We start from the raw sequence: 16,662 nt of genomic DNA on the forward strand, positions 1-16,662 counted from the left end.
ACTAGAACCTCCGCACATACCGCTTCTGCCACGGCGTCTCCACCGCGTGCCGGTCGTAGTGGCGCCGTACGAAGTCCACCGCCTCCTCGGCGGGTACGCCGTCCAGGACCGCCAGACAGGCCAGCGCCGTCCCGGTGCGGCCTCGGCCGCCACCGCAGGCGATCTCGACGCGCTCGCCCAGGGCCCGTTCCCAGGCCTCGGTGAGCGCGGCGCGCGCGTCGGCGCGGTCGGCGGGCAGCCGGAAGTCCGGCCAGCGGATCCAGCGGAACTCCCAGGCGACGGGCGGCGGTTGCCTGCCGAGGAGGTAAAGGGCGTACGAGGGTGCGGGTGCGCCCGGTTCGAGGGGGCGCCGCAGTCCGCGGCCCCGGACCAGCCGTCCCGACGGCAGCCGGAGGACGCCGCGGTCCGTGGGCTGCCAGGTGTCCGTGTCCGTCACCGGGTCAGCGTACGTGCCTCGATGCCCCGGAAGTGGTGTGCCATCGCGCGCTGGGCACTCTCGGCGTCCCGCGCCCGCAGGGCCGTCACGATGTCCCGGTGGCGATGGACGGTCACCTCGGGTGCCGGGTCGTCGGTCCAGCCGCGGGCGCCCGCGACCCTGCGGAACACGGTCCAGAAGGCGCCGAGCAGCTGGGGCACGAGCGCGTTGCCCAAGGAGGCGTAGAGCAACTCGTGGAACTCCCGGTCGAGTTCGGGAAACGGCCGGGCCGCCCCGACCGCCGTCTCCATCCGGGCCACCACCGCTTCCAGCGCGTCCAGCTCCGCCTCGGTGACCGTCCCCGCGATCCGCCGGATCAGCCCCTCCTCCAGCACCTCGCGCACCTGGAGGATCTCGGCGAGCGCACCGGTGTCGTCGTCCTGCCGGGCGAGCGTGCGGAAGGTGAGACCGTCGATCAGAGGGGTGAGGGACGCCTGGCCGACGTAGGTCCCGTAGCCGTGTCTGATCTCCACGATGTCGAGTGCCTGGAGCGCCTTGAGGGCCTCGCGCACGGAGTTGCGGCTGACGCCGAGGTCCTCCATCAGCTCGGCCTCGGTGGGCAGCGGGGCGCCCGGCCGGAGTCCGCGGTCGAGGATCAGCTGCACGACCTCGCGCCGTATCCGGCTGTTCCCGGACTCCGTGTGCCGGGAGCGCCCGGACTCCCCGGGCCGGGAGTGCCGGGGCTCCCTGGGCTCCTTGTTCCTGGGCTCCGCGGACATGCGCCGCATCGTACGCGCACCGGACGTCCCACGTCCCATGTCCGGCGCTGACGTGCGTCAACTCCCGCCATTTCGCACTGCCATTGGCTCGACCTCTGGCAGCTACGCCATTCGTGTAAGACCCCTTGACCGCCCTCCGGGCCCCTCCTATGGTCGCGGCTGACGGCAGGACGTAGGACGTCGTATCTCCTCACTCCGATGGAACTCCCCGCTGGAGGAACCGTGCATCGCCGGACCTTCCTGAAGTACACCGGCGCGCTGGGTGCGGCCACGGCCGTCTCCGCGTCGCTGTCGGCCTGCTCGTCCGGGCCCCAGTCCACGAACGACACCGGCGGCGGGGGCGGCAAGGACCGCACACTGACCGCGGTCATCGGGTACGGCAACGACGGCACCTGGGATCCCACGCAGACCGCGTCCGCCTTCTGCATGGCGGCCAACAACCACATCTACGAGGGCCTGCTCGACACCGACCCGATCTCCCGCAAGCCGTACGCCGCGCTCGCCACCGCGCTGCCGCAGGACCTGGACGCCACGTCCTGGAAGTTCACGCTGCGGGCCGGGGCCAGGTTCCACGACGGCAAGCCCGTCACCGCCGACGACGTGGTGTTCGTCTTCGACCGGATCCTCGACCCGAAGACACAGACGCTCGCCAAGGGCTTCTTCGCGAGCTGGCTGAAGGAGGTCCGGAAGATCGACGCCCAGAACGTCGAGCTGGTGCTCAAGTTCCCCTTCCCGGACGGGGCTTCGCGGCTCACCCTCGCGAAGATCATGCCGAAGCACGTCTTCTCCGAACCGGGCGCCTGGGACAACGCCATCAGGGGGCTGGCGATCGGCTCGGGACCGTACCGCCAGAGCGCGCACCACCCGAAGTCGAACACCACCTTCGAGGCGTTCGCCGACTACAACGGCCCCCGCAGGGCCGCCTTCAAGAAGATGAACTGGCTGACCATCGTGGACGCCGCCCCGCGCGTCGCCAAGATCTCGGGCTCCAGCGCGGGCGCGCAGATCTCCGACAACATCCCCTACGCCAATATCAAGCAGCTGGAGAGCGGCGGGCTGACGGTCGCCGGCGGGGCCGGCATGAACAACCTGTTCCTGATGTTCGACACCAAGCACAAGCCCTTCGACGACGTACGCGTACGGCAGGCGCTGCACTACGCCATCGACACCGAGAAGATGGTGCAGGTCGCGCTCAAGGGGCACGGCAAGCCGTCGTCCTCGTTCCTGAACGAGGGCAACCCCGGCTACCGCCGGGCGAAGACCGTCTACGACTACGACCCCGAGAAGGCGAAGGCGCTCCTCAAGGCGGCCGGGGTCAGCGGACTGAGGATCAACATCCTTGCGGTGAACGTGAGTTGGATCGTCGACTGTCTGCCGACGATCAAGGCGTCCTGGGACGCGATCGGCGTGCGGACGACCCTCTCCCCGCAGGAGACCACGGCCGTCTTCACCAAGATGGACCAGAAGCAGGACTACCAGGTCGTCGCCGCGGCCTCGAACCCCAACCAGTTCGGCCTCGACGCCGACCTGATCATGCACTACAACTACGGGCCCACCAACCTGTGGATGCAGTACACGCGGTGGGCGGACAACTCCGTGGCCAGGCAGCTCTTCAAGGACATGGACCGGGCCACCCGGGAGCCCGACCCGGACAGGAAGAAGACGATGATCCAGGACTACATCGACGTCGTCGCCGAGCAGGCCGTGCTCTACCCGGTCGTCCACAACGAGCTGATGACCGCCTGGGACCCGCGCAGGCTCGGCGGCATAAGGGCACAGCCGTACCCCGGCATCAACCTCCTCCAGGCCAAGTGGGTCTGAGAACAACAGGAGCCCGCCCGTGATCACCGTCGCCCGGATCCTGCTCCGCCGCGTCGCCCTGCTCGTGCCGCTGATGCTCGGCATCGTGCTGTTCGTGTTCCTGGTGATGCGCTTCTCGGACGTCGACCCGGCGTCCGCGTTCTTCCAGGGCGCCAACCCCACCTCGCGGCAACTGCACGACTTTCGCGAGCAGAACGGCCTTCTGGACCCGCTGCCCGTCCGCTACGTCCACTTCGTCGGCGCCCTGCTGCACGGCGACATGGGGACCAGCGCGCTGACCCGCGCACCGGTCATCGACCAGGTCACGACCGCCCTGCCGCTCACCCTCCAGCTCACCTTCCTGGGCCTGGGCGTGGCGGTCGTCCTGTCGCTGGCCGGCGGAGTGACGGCGGCCATCTACCGCGACCGGCTCCCCGACCAGATCATCCGCGTGGTGTCGCTCACCGGAGTCGCCGCCCCCGGCTTCTGGCTGGCGCTGCTGATGATCCAGTACCTGGCGGTCGACCTGGGGTGGTTCCCGACCGGCGGCTACATCAACCCCGCCGACTCCTTCACCGGCTGGCTGAAGACGATGACCCTGCCCGCGCTCGCGCTGTCGCTGCCCGTCGCGGCCCAGCTGACGCGGATCGTCAGGACGTCGGTGGTGGAGGAGCTGGACCGGGACTACGTGCGTACGGCGGTCGGGAGCGGGCTTCCGCCGCGGGTGGTCGTCGGGCGCAACGTGCTGCGCAACGCCCTCATGAACCCACTGACCGTACTGGGACTGCGAGTCGGCTATCTGCTGGGCGGTGCGGTCGTCATCGAGACGATCTTCTCCCTGCCCGGCATGGGCAAGCTGATGATCGACGCCGTGAAGAACGGCGACCCGGCCGTGGTGCAGGGCGTCGTCCTGACCACGGCGACCGGCTTCGTCGTGGTCAACCTCGTCATCGACATCCTGTACCTGCTGGTCAACCCGCGACTGAGGGATGCGACCGCATGATCACGCAGTTCACGCGCAAGAACCTCACCGAGACGCTGTCCGGGCCCGGCGTCCGCCTGCGCGGGTGGCGCCGGCTGCCGCTGCTGTCGAAGGTCGCCGTCTGCTTCCTGGCCGTCGTGGTCCTCATGGCCCTGCTCGCGCCCCTGCTCGCGCCGCACGACCCGCTCGACCAGCAGACACCGGCCGACGGCACCGGGCACCCGTCCGCCGCGCACTGGATGGGCCAGGACAGCCTCGGCCGGGACATCCTGAGCCGGCTGATGTACGGCGCCCGCTGGTCGCTCGCCATCGGCCTGGGCGCGACCGCCCTCGCGCTGGTCGTGGGGGCGCTGGTCGGCGCGGTCGCGGCCACCTCCCGCAAGGCGCTCGACGAGACGCTGATGCGCTGCCTGGACGTGGTGATGGCGTTCCCCGGCATCGCGCTCGCGGCGGTCCTGGTCGCGGTCTTCGGCGGCGGGATCACCGTGCTGATCTGCGCGATCGCGTTCCTGTTCATGCCGCCGGTGGCACGGGTCGTACGGGCGAACGTCCTCGACCAGTACGGCGAGGACTACGTGACCGCGGAGCGGGTGATCGGCGCCCGGACGCCGCACATCGTGCTGAAGCACGTCGCCGTCAACTGCGCCGCTCCGGTCCTGGTGTTCTGCACGGTGCAGGTCGCCGAGGCCATCGTCTTCGAGGCGTCGCTGTCCTTCATCGGCGCGGGCGTCCGCCCTCCCGACCCGTCCTGGGGCAGCGTCATCGCCGACGGCAAGGACATGGTGCTCACCGGGGGCTGGTGGGCCACCGTCTTCCCGGGCCTGCTGATCCTGGTGACCGTCCTGTCGCTGAACATCCTGGCCGAGGGGGTGTCGGACGCGTGGGCGGCGCCGTCGGCACGGGAGATCGACGTCCGCGCGCACGACGACCGGCTTGAGGCCCCGGAGCCCGGCGGCGGCGAGGTGCTGCAACTGCCCGGCCTGACCGCCGCGGCCGCACGGCTGCGTTCGCGGGCCCGCGCCCTCCCCCACGGCGGCCAACCGGTACTGGCGGTGGAGAACCTCGCCATCGGCTTCGAGGCCCGGCACGGCGGGGTGGACATCGTCGACGGCATCAGCTTCGAGGTGCGCCCGGGTGAAGTCCTGGGACTGGTCGGCGAGTCGGGCTGCGGAAAGTCCCTGACCGCGCTGGCCGTCATGGGCCTGGAGCCGAAGGGCGCCAGGATCCGCGGCCAGGTCCGTTTCGGCGGGCGGGATCTGCTCGCCGAACCGATGCGGGTACGGCGGGGCCTGCTCGGCCACGAGATGGCGATGATCTACCAGGACGCGCTCTCCTCCCTCAACCCCGCGATGACGATCCGCGCCCAGCTCAAACAGGTCGTACGGCGGGGAGGACGCCGATCTCCCGCCGAACTCCTCACCATGGTCGGCCTCGACCCCGACCGCACCCTGCGCAGCTACCCGCACGAGCTGTCCGGCGGCCAGCGCCAGCGCGTACTGATCGCGATGGCCCTGTCCCGCGACCCGAAGCTGATCGTCGCCGACGAGCCGACGACGGCCCTGGACGTGACGGTGCAGGCGCAGGTCATGGAGCTGCTGCTGCGGCTGCGCGAGGAGCTGGGCTTCGCGCTCATCCTCGTCTCGCACGACCTGGCGCTCGTCGCGGACGTCACCGACCGGGTGGTGGTGATGTACGGCGGACAGATCGTGGAGACGGGCGTGACCGCCGACCTGGTGGAGGCACCGGCCCACCACTACACGCGCGGCCTGCTCGGCAGCGTGCTGTCCCTGGAGTCCGCGGCCGAGCGGATGACACAGATCAAGGGCGTCGTACCCTCGCCCACGGACTTCCCGGCGGGCTGCCGCTTCACCGACCGCTGCCCGCTCGCGACCGAGATCTGCCGGACCACCCCGCCGGACCTCCTGGGCACGGCGACCCACACGGCGGCCTGCCACCTTCCAGCGGTCGAACTCGTGACGTCGGAGTCGGAGTCGGAGGCAGTGAATTGAAGCCGTCGGAGGCCGTGACGTGAACGCGATCATCGAACTGTCCGACGCCCACGTCGTGCACAAGGCGCGCAGCGGCGGCCTGTTCACGCGGGACAAGGTGTACGCCCTGACCGGCGCCGATCTCACCGTCGCGCCCGGCGAGACGGTCGGCGTCGTCGGCGAGTCCGGGTGCGGCAAGTCGACGCTGGCGAAGGTACTGGTGGGCGTGGTGCGGCCGACGTACGGCACGGTGTCCTTCCAGGGCCGCGACCTGTGGTCGATGACGCCCGCCGAGCGCCGGGCGGCCGTCGGCGGCAGCACCGGCATGATCTTCCAGGACCCGTCGACGGCCCTGAACCGCCGCCTGCCGGTACGGCAGATCCTGCGGGACCCGCTGGACGTGCACGACCGCGGTTCGAGGACCCAACGCGAGGAACGCGTAAGGGAGTTGATGTCCCTCGTGGGTCTCCCCCGCGCCCTCATCGACGCCCTGCCCGGACAACTGTCCGGCGGGCAGCGCCAGCGCGTCGCCATCGCACGGGCGTTGGCGCTGGACCCCCGCCTGGTGGTGGCGGACGAGCCGACGAGCGCACTGGACGTCTCGGTCCGCGCCCAGATCCTCAACCTCCTCCTGGACCTGAAGGAACGCCTGGGTCTGGCCCTGGTCTTCGTCTCGCACGACATCCAGACGGTCCGGCGGATGAGCGACCGTGTGATCACCATGTACCTCGGCCGGATCGTCGAGGAGTCCCCGGCCGCCGAGGTGAGCGACCGTGCCCGCCACCCGTACACCCGGGCCCTGTTCTCGGCGACCCCCGGCCTGCTGGACCCCATCGACCCCATCCCGCTGACCGGGCCCGTCCCTTCGGCGACGCATCCGCCCAGCGGCTGCCCCTTCCGCACCCGCTGCTGGAAGGCGGACGACGCGTGCGCGGCGAGAATGCCGGACTTTTCGGACGCGTCGACCCGAACTCACCGTTTCCGCTGCCACCATCCTGTGCAGGAGGACGAGTCGACCCGCGACCTCGTACGTCAGAACCACCCCACGGAGCACCCATGACCTTCCCCGCCCCGCTGACCGGTGTCGTCCCGCCCGTCTGCACGCCCCTGACACCGGACCGCGAGGTGGACGTCCCCTCCCTGCTCGGGCTGGTCGACCATCTGGTGGCGGGCGGGGTGCACGCGCTGTTCGTGCTGGGTTCGTCGTCGGAGGCGGCGTATCTGCGCGACGGGCAGCGGAGGCTGGTGGTGGAGTCGGTGGCCGCCCATGTGGGAGGCCAACTCCCGGTGCTGGCAGGGGCGATCGACATGACGACGCCGAGGGTGCTGGACCATGTGGCGTCGGTGACGGCGGCGGGCGCGGACGCGGTGGTGGTGACGGCGCCGTTCTACACGCGCACCCACCCCGCCGAGATGGCCCGGCACTTCCGGCTGATCGCGGCCGCGTCGCCGGTGCCGGTGGTGGCGTACGACATTCCGGTCGCCGTCCACACCAAGCTGCCCGCGGACGTGGTGCTGGAACTGGCCGCCGAGGGCGTGCTCGCCGGCCTCAAGGACTCCAGTGGTGACCTGTCCGCCTTCCGCGAGGTCGTCACGGGCGCCCGCACCCGGTCCGACATCACCGGTTTCAGCGTGCTGACCGGCTCGGAGCTGGTCGTCGACTCGGCGCTCGCGCTGGGCGCCGACGGGGCGGTGCCGGGCCTCGCCAACGTCGACCCGCACGGCTACGTCCGCCTCGACCGCCTGTGCCGGGACGGCGACTGGGAGCGGGCGCGGGCCGAACAGGAGCGGCTGTGCGCCCTGTTCGGCCTGGTGTCCGTCGGGGACGCGACCCGCATGGGCGGCAGTTCGTCGGCGCTGGGCGCCTTCAAGGCGGCGCTGCATCTGCGGGGGATCATCGACTGCCCGGCGACGGCGGAGCCCCAGGTACCGCTGTCACCGGCGGAGGTGGAACAGGTGGGCAAGTACCTGGCGACGGCGGGCCTGCTCTGACTTCCTTCCCTCGCCCCCGCCGCCCCTACCCGTCCCGTACCGGGGGCCAGCCCCCGGACCCCGCCGTTCAGGCCGAAGATCTCACGGCAGGTCCGCTGTCGGCACGCGGCGGAACTCGATCGTCTCGTACGGGCCCGACGCACCCGTCTCGTACAGGATGCCGACCGTGCTCCGCCGGACCTGGACAAGGTCGCAGTACCCGGCCGGCTGCTGCGAGAGGGTCAGCGCCTTGGTGAAGGTCGCGCCGGCGTCCGTGCTGCGCCAGATCGCCATCGCCCGGCGGGCGGTCGGCACGGACGGTCCGGAGAAGAGCAACGGGGCGTCCATACCGTCGAGTTGGAGGACGCTGCCCTCGACCACCGGCACGTCGTTCAGGGTGGGCTGCACCTCGTACGGGCGGTCGAGAGACTCCCCGCCGTCGCTGGAGTACGTGTCGAGCCGGTTGCCGACACTCGTGCCGTTCTGGTCCCGCGCACTGAAGTACAGCCTGCCGTCGGAGAGTTGAGCGGCAGTGGACTCGTTGGCGTTGTCCGCACCGTCGTAGGAGTCATCGACGAAGCCCATCCGCCAGCTGCGCCCGCCGTCGTCGCTGTAGATGGCGTGCGCGCCGTAGTAGCGGGCCTCCTGGCCGGTGTCGGAGGATCCGGCGGGCGGGGCCACGGAGTGGTTGGCGGGGACGACCAGCCGGCCGGCGTGCCGCCCACGGGTCAGCGCGACCGCGTGGCCCGGTCCCGTCGCGTACCACCGCCAGTTCGGCGGCTTCACCTCCGCCGTGATGTCCCGCGGCGCGGTGAAGTGCCGCCCGTCGTCCCAGCTGCGCTGCACGAAGACCCGCCGGCTGTCCTCCGCGGTGACCTCGCCCCGCATGATCTGCGCCTCGGTGACGGCCCCGCTGTTGTAGGAGGTGACGAGGACGACCGCGCCGGTGTGCGGGTCGAGGACGGGTGCCGGGTTGCCCCGGGTGTTCCCGTTCCCGGCCGAGACCACCCGCAGCGGGCCCCAGGTGCAGCCTCCGTCACCGGAGCGTCTGAGGACGACGTCGATGTGTCCGGTGTCGCCCGCGCCGCCGCGACGGCCCTCGGCGAAGGCGAGGACCGTGCCCCGGCCGGTCGTGACCGTCGCCGGGATGCGGTAGGTGTCGTAGCCGCCCTCGCCCGACACGTACGGGACGGAGGATGTGCAGCCGGTGGCCGCGGCGGCCGGGGCGAGGGCGGTGAGCGGGGTGAGGAGCACGGTGGCGGCGAGGAGGGTGCGGCTCAGGATGGTCACCGTCGGATGGTTCCCGGACTCCCCGGTTCCGACTCGTGGGCGACGATGACCCGGCTCGGCTCGGCCGCGCGCCCCCGGCTTCCCCGCGGTCCGGCTGACATGGGTCATGGCGTCAGCGGACTCAGCCCCCAACACCTCACCGACCTCCGCGTTGTTGAGCCCCGTCCCGGGCGTGGACGAGCTGTGCGGGAACCGCTCGATCAGCCGCGCCGTGGGTACTGCCGTGGGCGGCCGGCCCGGCGGCGCCGTTACTCCGACGGGGGTAACGGCGCGGGCGACAGGCGGCTCAGGACGGCGTACGCGCCGCCGCCAGCAGGCGGGTCACGTCGTCCGAGCAGATGGTGAGCGCGGCGCCGACAGTGCTCACGGCGTCGCGCTCGGCCGGGGTGCGGGGCCCGTCGGTCAACGGCGCCGTTACTCCGCCGGAAGCAACGGCGCGGGCGACAGGCGGCTCAGGACGGCGTACGCGCCGCCGCCAGCAGGCGGGTCACGTCGTCCGAGCAGATGGTGAGGGCGGCGCCGACAGTGGACAGGGCGTCGCGCTCGGCCGGGGTGTAGGGGCCGTCGGCGAGGGCGATGCGGGCGCCCTGCAGCAGGATCGCCTCGCGGCCCACGGGGGCGAGGTGCGGGGCCAGTGGGTCCAGGGCCTCGTGCAGCTCTATGGCGAGTCCGGCGCCGCAGGACTCGCCGTAGACCCGGCCGGTGTCCGCGGCCAGCGCCTCGACGAGCGCGTTCAACTGGTCCTCGGTGCAGTCGTCGAAGCCGGCCGCTCTGACCGTGCCGGCCGCGGCCTCCAGGGCCGTGCGCGAACAGGTGCCGCCCGCGGCGAGCACCGCAAGGGCGACCGTGTGGACGGCGTCGCGGAGCATCGCGGAGAAGCGGGTGGTGGTGGGGTGGTCCAGGACGTCGGTGCCGAAGTGGCGGCGGCAGGCGGCGCACTCCACGACCGGCGCGGTCTCGCCGCGCGGCAGCACGGGCACACCCAAGAGGACGAAGCGCCGGTGGCCGGTCAGGCGCTGGTAGTTGCGGTCGCCTCCGCAGCCGGGGCAGAAGAACTCGCCGTCCCCGACGGGCGTCCACGCGGTGCGTGTGCCCAGGAAGCGCGCAGGCCTGGCCGCTCGGCCGATGGGTCCCCGTACTGGCAGCACGTCGCACCTCCTTAACACCGCGGCAACATCGCAGCGGTGTCCGTGATGTTAGCCACATCAGTGAGGCGTAGTCAGCACCCTGGACGAGACCTTTCCGTGACCTCCACGGACGGGTGGCCGATAACCGACGGGGCCCTGATCGTCGTATACGACGATCAGGGCCCCGAAATGGCCGGTCAGAGGCGTCAGCGGGCCGCGCGGTTCACCGCGGAGACGACCGCCTTGAGTGACGCACGCGTCGTGTTCGCGTCGATGCCGATTCCCCACAGAACCTTGTCGTCGATCGCGCATTCGATGTAGGAGGCGGCCTGAGCGGAGGCGCCCTCGCTCATCGTGTGTTCCTGGTAGTCCAGCAGGCGTACGTCGATGCCGACGGACTGCAGGGCGTCGAAGAAGGCCGAGATCGGACCGTTGCCGGAGCCGGTCAGGACGGTGTCGACGCCGTCGACCGTGGCGTCGACCTTGAGGGTGTCCACGCCGTCGGTGTCGGTCGTCGACTGGCCGTTGCGGACCTGGATGCGGCCCCAGGCGTTCTCCGGGTTCGGCAGGTACTCGTCCTGGAAGACCGCCCAGATGTCGGAGCCGGTGACCTCGCCGCCCTCGGCGTCCGTCTTGGCCTGGATGATCCTGGAGAACTCGATCTGCATCCGGCGGGGCAGGTCCAGCTTGTGGTCGTTCTTCAGGACGTACGCGATGCCGCCCTTGCCGGACTGCGAGTTGACGCGGATGACGGCCTCGTAGGAGCGGCCGACGTCCTTCGGGTCGATCGGCAGGTACGGGACCGCCCACTCGATGTCGTCGACGGTGACGCCCTTGGCGGCCGCGTCGGCCTCCATCGCGTCGAAGCCCTTCTTGATGGCGTCCTGGTGGGAGCCGGAGAAGGACGTGTAGACCAGGTCGCCCACGTACGGGTGGCGCGGGTGGACCTCCATCTGGTTGCAGTACTCCCACACGCGACGGATCTCGTCGATGTCGGAGAAGTCGATCTGCGGGTCGACGCCCTGGGAGAAGAGGTTCATTCCCAGCGTGACCAGGTCGACGTTGCCGGTGCGCTCGCCCTGGCCGAACAGGCAGCCCTCGACGCGGTCGGCGCCGGCCATCAGCGCCAGCTCGGCGGCGGCGACGGCCGTACCGCGGTCGTTGTGCGGGTGGATCGACAGGACGACGTGCTCGCGGCGGGTCAGGTTGCGGCCCATCCACTCGAAGCGGTCCGCGTGCGTGGAGGGGGTCGAACGCTCCACCGTGGCGGGCAGGTTGAGGATGATCTCGCGGCCCGGGCCGGGCTGCCAGACGTCCATGACCGCCTCGCAGACCTCCAGCGCGAAGTCCAGCTCGGTGTCCGTGAAGATCTCGGGGCTGTACTGGTAGCCGAACTCCGTCTCCGGGCCCAGCAGCTTCTCGGCGTACTCCATGACCAGCCGGGTGCCGTCGACGGCGATCTGCTTGATGTCGTCCTTGGAGCCGCGGAAGACGACCCGGCGGAAGACCGGGGCGGTGGCGTTGTACAGGTGGACCGTGGCGCGCCTGGCGCCCTTCACGGACTCCACCGTCCGCTCGATCAGGTCCTCGCGGGCCTGGGTCAGCACGGAGATCGTGACGTCGTCGGGGATGGCGCCCGGTTCCTCGATGATCGACCGTACGAAGTCGAAGTCCGTCTGTCCCGACGCCGGGAAGCCGACCTCGATCTCCTTGTAGCCCATCTTGACCAGCTGGTCGAACATCCGCCGCTTGCGCTCGGGCGACATCGGGTCGATCAGGGACTGGTTGCCGTCACGCAGGTCGGTGGAGAGCCAGCGGGGCGCGGAGGTGATCCGCTGCTCGGGCCAGGAGCGGTCGGGAATGGCGACCTGCTCGTACTGGCCGTACTTGTGGATCGGCATGGTGCTGGGCTGCTGGCGGTTCGCCATGATTGCGGGGCTCCTCAGGATGTCCGGAAGGACGGCCGACGACGCAACGCGAAGCTCCGCGGGGAGGGAGTCGACCTGGACTACAGGCCCTCGCCGCGGCAGCTAAGAAGAAGCAGCCCGAAACGCATGATGCTCCGCATGCTAGCCGAGCCCCTTCGGACGCGGGGCGCCGTATCAGTATGCGGGACCCGAAAGACATTGGGGACAAAAAGTGCGCCATACCACTTCGTCACGGAGCGTGGGCGTTCCTGTCCCCATATTTCACCAATCATGGTTGCGGGTAGTGACACGGACATAACCCAGTGCAAGGGTTCCGGGCATGACGAAGACCAACGGGGGCTTCGAGCCCGTCTTCTGCACCGTCGTGCCGCCTCATGTCCTCGACAAGCTGGCCCAGCACGAGGACCCCGCGCTCGCGAACGCCGCGCGCAAGACCCTGGAGCGCGACGCCTACGAGCGCACCCACCGCCGGCTGACCACGGTCATCGGCGCTCCGACCGTCGCCCCGCCCGCCGGAGCGGCTCCCGACAAGCCGCACCGCACGATCTACGACGCCCGGCACGGCACCGACCTACCGGGCCGCAAGGTCCGCTCCGAGGGCGAGGACCCCGGCAAGGACGCGACCGTCAACCGTGCCTACGCGGGCCTCGGTGCCACCTTCGAGCTGTATCTGAAGGCCTACGAGCGCTACTCGATCGACGGCAACGGCCTGCCGCTCGACGCGACGGTCCACTTCGACCACGACTACAACAACGCCTTCTGGAACGGCGAGCAGATGGTGTTCGGCGACGGTGACGGCGAGATCTTCCTCGACTTCACCATCCCGATCGACGTCATCGGCCACGAACTCACGCACGGCGTCACGCAGTACACGGCCAACCTCACCTACTTCGGCCAGCCCGGCGCCCTCAACGAGTCCCTGTCCGACGTCTTCGGCTCGCTGATCAAGCAGTACACGCTCGGCCAGACCGCCGCCGAGGCCGACTGGCTGATCGGCGCGGGCCTCCTCGCGCCGCGCGTCACGGGCAAGGCGCTGCGCTCCATGAAGGAACCGGGCACGGCGTACGACGACGACGTCCTCGGCAAGGACCCGCAGCCGGGCACCATGGACGACTTCGTCCGCACCGGCCGCGACAACGGCGGCGTCCACATCAACTCGGGCATCCCCAACCACGCCTTCTACCTGGCCGCCAGCGCCCTCGGCGGGCACGCCTGGGAGAAGGCCGGACAGATCTGGTACGACGTCCTGACCGGCGGCGAACTGAAGAAGGACGCCCTGTTCGCGGACTTCGCGAACCTCACGGTCGCGGCGGCCAAGGCCCGCTTCAACGAGGGCGAGGAACTGCAGGCGGTCCTGAAGGCCTGGGAACAGGTCGGGGTGCGCAGCTCGTAGTTCCGTACTAGACACAGTCCCATGCGTATTCGAGTGAGGCGCACGGGCGGTTTCGCGGGCATCGAACGGCACGCCGAGGTGGACACCTCGGGGCTGCCCGACGCACACGAGTGGCAGGCGCTGGCCGAACAGGCCGTGGCCGGGGGCCGGGGCACACCGCCCATCGGGGTTCCGGACGGGTTCAGCTACGAGATCACGGTGGACGGCAAGACGTTCTACGCGGCGGATCCCCGGCTGACGGACGAACAGCGGAGGCTGATCTCCAGGGTGCTGAAGGAAGGGGCGTGAGCCGTTGGGGCCTGTGTTCCACACGGGCCCCAACAGGTCGTTCATGCGCGGGCGTTGACTTCCCTTACCGGCGGTAAGGATGATCCGCGCATGGCGACTGATCCGCTGCGTGCGGCGAACCCGATTCCTCAGTTCCCGGCCGGATTCCTCTGGGGTGTGTCGACCTCGGCACACCAGATCGAGGGCGCGGCCGACGAACGCGAACCGTCCGTGTGGGACGCCTTCACGGCCGAGCCGGGCCGGGTGAAGGACGGCTCGACCGCGGCGGTGGCCTGCGACCACTACCACCGCTACCGCGAGGACGTGGCCCTCCTCGCCGGCCTGGGCGTGGACGCGTACCGCTTCTCGGTCTCCTGGCCCAGGGTGCGCTCCGCGGGCGGCCTGGACTTCTACGACCGCCTCGTCGACGAGCTGTGCGCCGCCGGCGTGCGTCCGGCGCCGACGCTCTTCCACTGGGACCTCCCTCAGGGAATGGACTGGCTGGAGCGCGACACGGCCGAGCGGTTCGCGGAGTACGTGTCGGTGGTGGCGGAGCGGCTGGGCGACCGCGTGCAGAAGTGGATCACCATCAACGAGCCCGCCGAGCACACGCTGCTGGGGCACGCGCTGGGGGCCCACGCGCCGGGCAGGCAGCTGATGTTCGACGCGCTCCCCGTCGCCCACCACCAGCTGCTGGCCCACGGTCTGGCCGTTCGCGCGCTGCGCGCGTCCGGCGCCACGGACATCGGGATCGCCAACTCGCACGGGCCGACCTGGCCGGCGTCCGAGGAGCCGGCGGACGTGGAGGCGGCGGGGTTCTACGACCTGCTGCTGAACCGCCTGTTCGCCGACCCGCTGCTGCTCGGCCGGTACCCGGAGGGGCTGGGCGAGTTGATGCCGGGTGATGTCGAGGCCGACCTGAAGATCATCGCGGAACCCCTCGACTGGTACGGCGTCAACTACTACGCGCCGACCCGGGTGGGCGCCCCGCAGGGCGAGGACATCGAGTTCGGCGGTCTGACGATTCCGGCCGAACTCCCCTTCTCGGTACGGCAGATCGAGGGAGTTCCGGTGACGGACTTCGGCTGGCCCGTCGTACCCGAGGGCCTGACGGAACTGCTCACCACCTTCCGCGACCGCTACGGCGACCGGCTGCCGCCCGTCGTCATCACCGAGAACGGCTGCAGTTACGACGGGACCGACGACCAGGACCGGATCGCCTACCTGGACGCCCATGTCCGGGCCCTGCACCGGGCGTTGGAGGCGGGCGTCGACGTGCGCGGCTACTTCGTGTGGTCGCTGCTCGACAACTTCGAGTGGGCGGAGGGGTACGAGCGCCGGTTCGGTCTGGTGCACGTGGACTTCGAGACGCAGCGGCGGACCCCGAAGGCCTCGTACGGCTGGTTCCGGGACATGCTGCGGGCGCAGAGATGACCAACACCCGGCCGTCGGACAGCTCAAGCACCTCTGACACCTCGGGCATCCCGAACCCCCTGGCCGAGCCCGTCGAACGCGTCGGGCGGGGCTGGACGGCGTTCCTCTCGCTCGCCAACGGGGCGATCTGGGTGGGCTGGTACGGCCCCCTGCAGATCCTGCTGGCCTCGCAGGCCAAGGACTTCGCCCCGGGCTCCGGCATGTCCAAGGAGACGATGCTGGCGTGGGTGACCGGCGCGGGCGCCCTGGTCTCGCTGGTCGCCAACCCGCTCTTCGGCGCGCTCTCCGACCGGACGACGGCGCGCCGGGGCCGCCGTACGCCGTGGATCGTGGCCGGGGCGGCGGGCGGCGCGCTGTCGTTGCTGCTGCTCGCGGGCGCGGGCGGTGTGTGGACGATGGCGGCGGGCTGGTGTCTGGTCCAGCTGACGCTGAACGCGGCGTTCGCGGCGGTGACGGCGGCGGTGCCGGATCGGGTGCCGCGGCTCCAACGGGGCTCGGTGGGCGGCTGGTTGGGGGCCGCGCAGATCCTCGGGGTGGTAGCCGGGACGGGGCTCGCGACGGTGGCCGGGGGCGTCGGGGCCGGATATGCGGCGTGCGCGGTGTTCACGGTGGTGGGCGTGCTGCCGTACGTCATCCGGTACGAGGATCTGCGGCTGTCGCCGGAAGACCGGCCGGCGTGGTCGTGGCGGGGCTTTCTGGCCGGGTTCTGGCTGAGCCCGCGCCGGTATCCGGACCTGGGCTGGGCGTGGCTGACCCGCCTCCTGATCAACCTCAGCAACGCGCTCGTCCTGCTCTACCTGCTGTACTACCTGCGCGACCGCCTCCACTACGACGACCCCGACGAGGGCGTGCTGATCCTGACGGCGGTCAACGGCCTGACGCTGCTCGCCACGGTCGTCGTGGGCGGGGTGTGGTCGGACCGGCTGGGACGCCGCAAACCGTTCGTGATCTGGTCGGGCGTGCTGATGGCGGTGGCGACGGCGGCGCTGGCGGGCTGGCAGACCTGGCCGGGCGCGATCGTCGCGGCGGCGGTGCTCGGGGTCGGCTTCGGAGTGTTCACGTCGGTCGACTTCGCGCTGATGACGGACGTACTGCCGAAGGCCCTGGACCGCGGCAAGGACCTGGGCGTGATCAACGTGGCCAATGCCCTGCCGCAGGTGGCGGCGCCCGCCCTCGCCGCGCCGATCGTGACGTACCTGGGCGGCTACCGGATGCTGTACCTGGTGGCGGCCGTGATCGGGCTGGCGGGGGCGGTGCTGGTGGGGCGGATCAGGGGCGTGGAGTGACC

General features: G+C 70.8%; 14 protein-coding genes and 1 pseudogene. 9 read left to right on the forward strand and 6 right to left on the reverse strand.

Going from position 1 to position 16,662, the window contains the following annotated elements; genetic code table 11:
* Window position 1 precedes the first annotated feature (1 nt).
* Window positions 2-436, reverse strand: coding sequence for a protein-tyrosine phosphatase family protein (locus tag OG870_RS15215; protein WP_266514029.1), 435 nt, complete (start codon window positions 434-436; stop codon window positions 2-4).
* Entirely contained in the window at window positions 433-1,203 is a 771-nt protein-coding gene (locus tag OG870_RS15220) for a FadR/GntR family transcriptional regulator (RefSeq protein ID WP_405624253.1), read from the reverse strand. Before OG870_RS15220 ends, OG870_RS15215 begins: the two co-directional genes overlap by 4 nt.
* Window positions 1,204-1,392: 189 nt before the next feature.
* Between OG870_RS15220 and OG870_RS15225 the strand changes: the two genes are divergently transcribed.
* From OG870_RS15225 to OG870_RS15245, 5 genes are read left to right on the forward strand one after another with little or no spacing between them, the layout of a single operon-like run.
* Window positions 1,393-3,015 carry an ABC transporter substrate-binding protein gene (locus OG870_RS15225; protein WP_266840494.1) on the forward strand — a complete coding sequence of 541 codons (1,623 nt, stop codon included), beginning with the start codon at window positions 1,393-1,395 and terminating at the stop codon, window positions 3,013-3,015.
* A gap of 19 nt (window positions 3,016-3,034) precedes the next feature.
* Window positions 3,035-3,997, forward strand: coding sequence for an ABC transporter permease (locus OG870_RS15230; protein ID WP_266514037.1), 963 nt, complete (start codon window positions 3,035-3,037; stop codon window positions 3,995-3,997).
* Window positions 3,994-5,985 carry a dipeptide/oligopeptide/nickel ABC transporter permease/ATP-binding protein gene (locus OG870_RS15235; protein WP_327690979.1) on the forward strand — a complete coding sequence of 664 codons (1,992 nt, stop codon included), beginning with the start codon at window positions 3,994-3,996 and terminating at the stop codon, window positions 5,983-5,985. The genes OG870_RS15230 and OG870_RS15235 overlap by 4 nt, the downstream gene beginning before the upstream one ends.
* 19 nt (window positions 5,986-6,004) lie before the next feature.
* Entirely contained in the window at window positions 6,005-7,024 is a 1,020-nt protein-coding gene (locus OG870_RS15240; RefSeq protein ID WP_327690980.1) for an ABC transporter ATP-binding protein, read from the forward strand.
* Complete coding sequence (locus OG870_RS15245) at window positions 7,021-7,956, forward strand: dihydrodipicolinate synthase family protein (protein ID WP_266584761.1); 936 nt, start codon at window positions 7,021-7,023, stop codon at window positions 7,954-7,956. Before OG870_RS15240 ends, OG870_RS15245 begins: the two co-directional genes overlap by 4 nt.
* An 81-nt stretch (window positions 7,957-8,037) precedes the next feature.
* On the opposite strand, the gene OG870_RS15250 is transcribed toward OG870_RS15245, so the two are convergent.
* The 4 genes and pseudogenes from OG870_RS15250 to leuA all read right to left on the reverse strand — a co-directional run bounded on the left by OG870_RS15250 (window position 8,038) and on the right by leuA (window position 12,280).
* Entirely contained in the window at window positions 8,038-9,225 is a 1,188-nt protein-coding gene (locus tag OG870_RS15250; RefSeq protein WP_327690981.1) for a sialidase family protein, read from the reverse strand.
* A gap of 286 nt (window positions 9,226-9,511) precedes the next feature.
* A pseudogene (locus tag OG870_RS15255) lies at window positions 9,512-9,631 on the reverse strand (TerB family tellurite resistance protein); the annotation flags it as partial.
* 46 nt (window positions 9,632-9,677) lie between these two features.
* Window positions 9,678-10,373, reverse strand: a complete 696-nt coding sequence (locus tag OG870_RS15260) for a TerB family tellurite resistance protein (protein ID WP_327690982.1) — start codon at window positions 10,371-10,373, stop codon at window positions 9,678-9,680.
* 185 nt (window positions 10,374-10,558) lie between these two features.
* Window positions 10,559-12,280 carry a 2-isopropylmalate synthase gene (gene leuA, locus OG870_RS15265; protein WP_266514051.1) on the reverse strand — a complete coding sequence of 574 codons (1,722 nt, stop codon included), beginning with the start codon at window positions 12,278-12,280 and terminating at the stop codon, window positions 10,559-10,561.
* A 319-nt stretch (window positions 12,281-12,599) separates the two neighbouring features.
* On the opposite strand from leuA, the gene OG870_RS15270 reads away from it, so the two are divergent.
* From OG870_RS15270 to OG870_RS15285, 4 genes are all read left to right on the forward strand, one after another.
* Window positions 12,600-13,673: a M4 family metallopeptidase gene (locus OG870_RS15270; RefSeq protein ID WP_266924097.1), complete on the forward strand. Its 1,074-nt coding sequence runs from the start codon at window positions 12,600-12,602 to the stop codon at window positions 13,671-13,673.
* 21 nt (window positions 13,674-13,694) lie between these two features.
* Window positions 13,695-13,961 (forward strand): protealysin inhibitor emfourin, encoded by a 267-nt coding sequence (locus tag OG870_RS15275; protein WP_266514056.1) that lies wholly within the window; start codon window positions 13,695-13,697, stop codon window positions 13,959-13,961.
* A gap of 90 nt (window positions 13,962-14,051) precedes the next feature.
* Complete coding sequence (locus OG870_RS15280) at window positions 14,052-15,374, forward strand: GH1 family beta-glucosidase (RefSeq protein WP_266514058.1); 1,323 nt, start codon at window positions 14,052-14,054, stop codon at window positions 15,372-15,374.
* Complete coding sequence (locus OG870_RS15285) at window positions 15,371-16,660, forward strand: MFS transporter (RefSeq protein ID WP_266924099.1); 1,290 nt, start codon at window positions 15,371-15,373, stop codon at window positions 16,658-16,660. Before OG870_RS15280 ends, OG870_RS15285 begins: the two co-directional genes overlap by 4 nt.
* Window positions 16,661-16,662 lie beyond the last annotated feature (2 nt).

Source organism: Streptomyces sp. NBC_00461 (assembly GCF_036013935.1).
Taxonomy (GTDB): Bacteria; Actinomycetota; Actinomycetes; order Streptomycetales; family Streptomycetaceae; genus Streptomyces.

Coding starts and splice junctions, on each gene's coding strand:
- OG870_RS15225 (WP_266840494.1), top strand. CDS start 1,393: ATGGAACTCCCCGCTGGAGGAACCGTGCATCGCCGGACCTTCCTGAAG.
- leuA (WP_266514051.1), bottom strand. CDS start 12,280: ATGGCGAACCGCCAGCAGCCCAGCACCATGCCGATCCACAAGTACGGC.
- OG870_RS15245 (WP_266584761.1), top strand. CDS start 7,021: ATGACCTTCCCCGCCCCGCTGACCGGTGTCGTCCCGCCCGTCTGCACG.
- OG870_RS15275 (WP_266514056.1), top strand. CDS start 13,695: ATGCGTATTCGAGTGAGGCGCACGGGCGGTTTCGCGGGCATCGAACGG.
- OG870_RS15280 (WP_266514058.1), top strand. CDS start 14,052: ATGGCGACTGATCCGCTGCGTGCGGCGAACCCGATTCCTCAGTTCCCG.
- OG870_RS15235 (WP_327690979.1), top strand. CDS start 3,994: ATGATCACGCAGTTCACGCGCAAGAACCTCACCGAGACGCTGTCCGGG.
- OG870_RS15220 (WP_405624253.1), bottom strand. CDS start 1,203: ATGCGGCGCATGTCCGCGGAGCCCAGGAACAAGGAGCCCAGGGAGCCC.
- OG870_RS15270 (WP_266924097.1), top strand. CDS start 12,600: ATGACGAAGACCAACGGGGGCTTCGAGCCCGTCTTCTGCACCGTCGTG.
- OG870_RS15285 (WP_266924099.1), top strand. CDS start 15,371: ATGACCAACACCCGGCCGTCGGACAGCTCAAGCACCTCTGACACCTCG.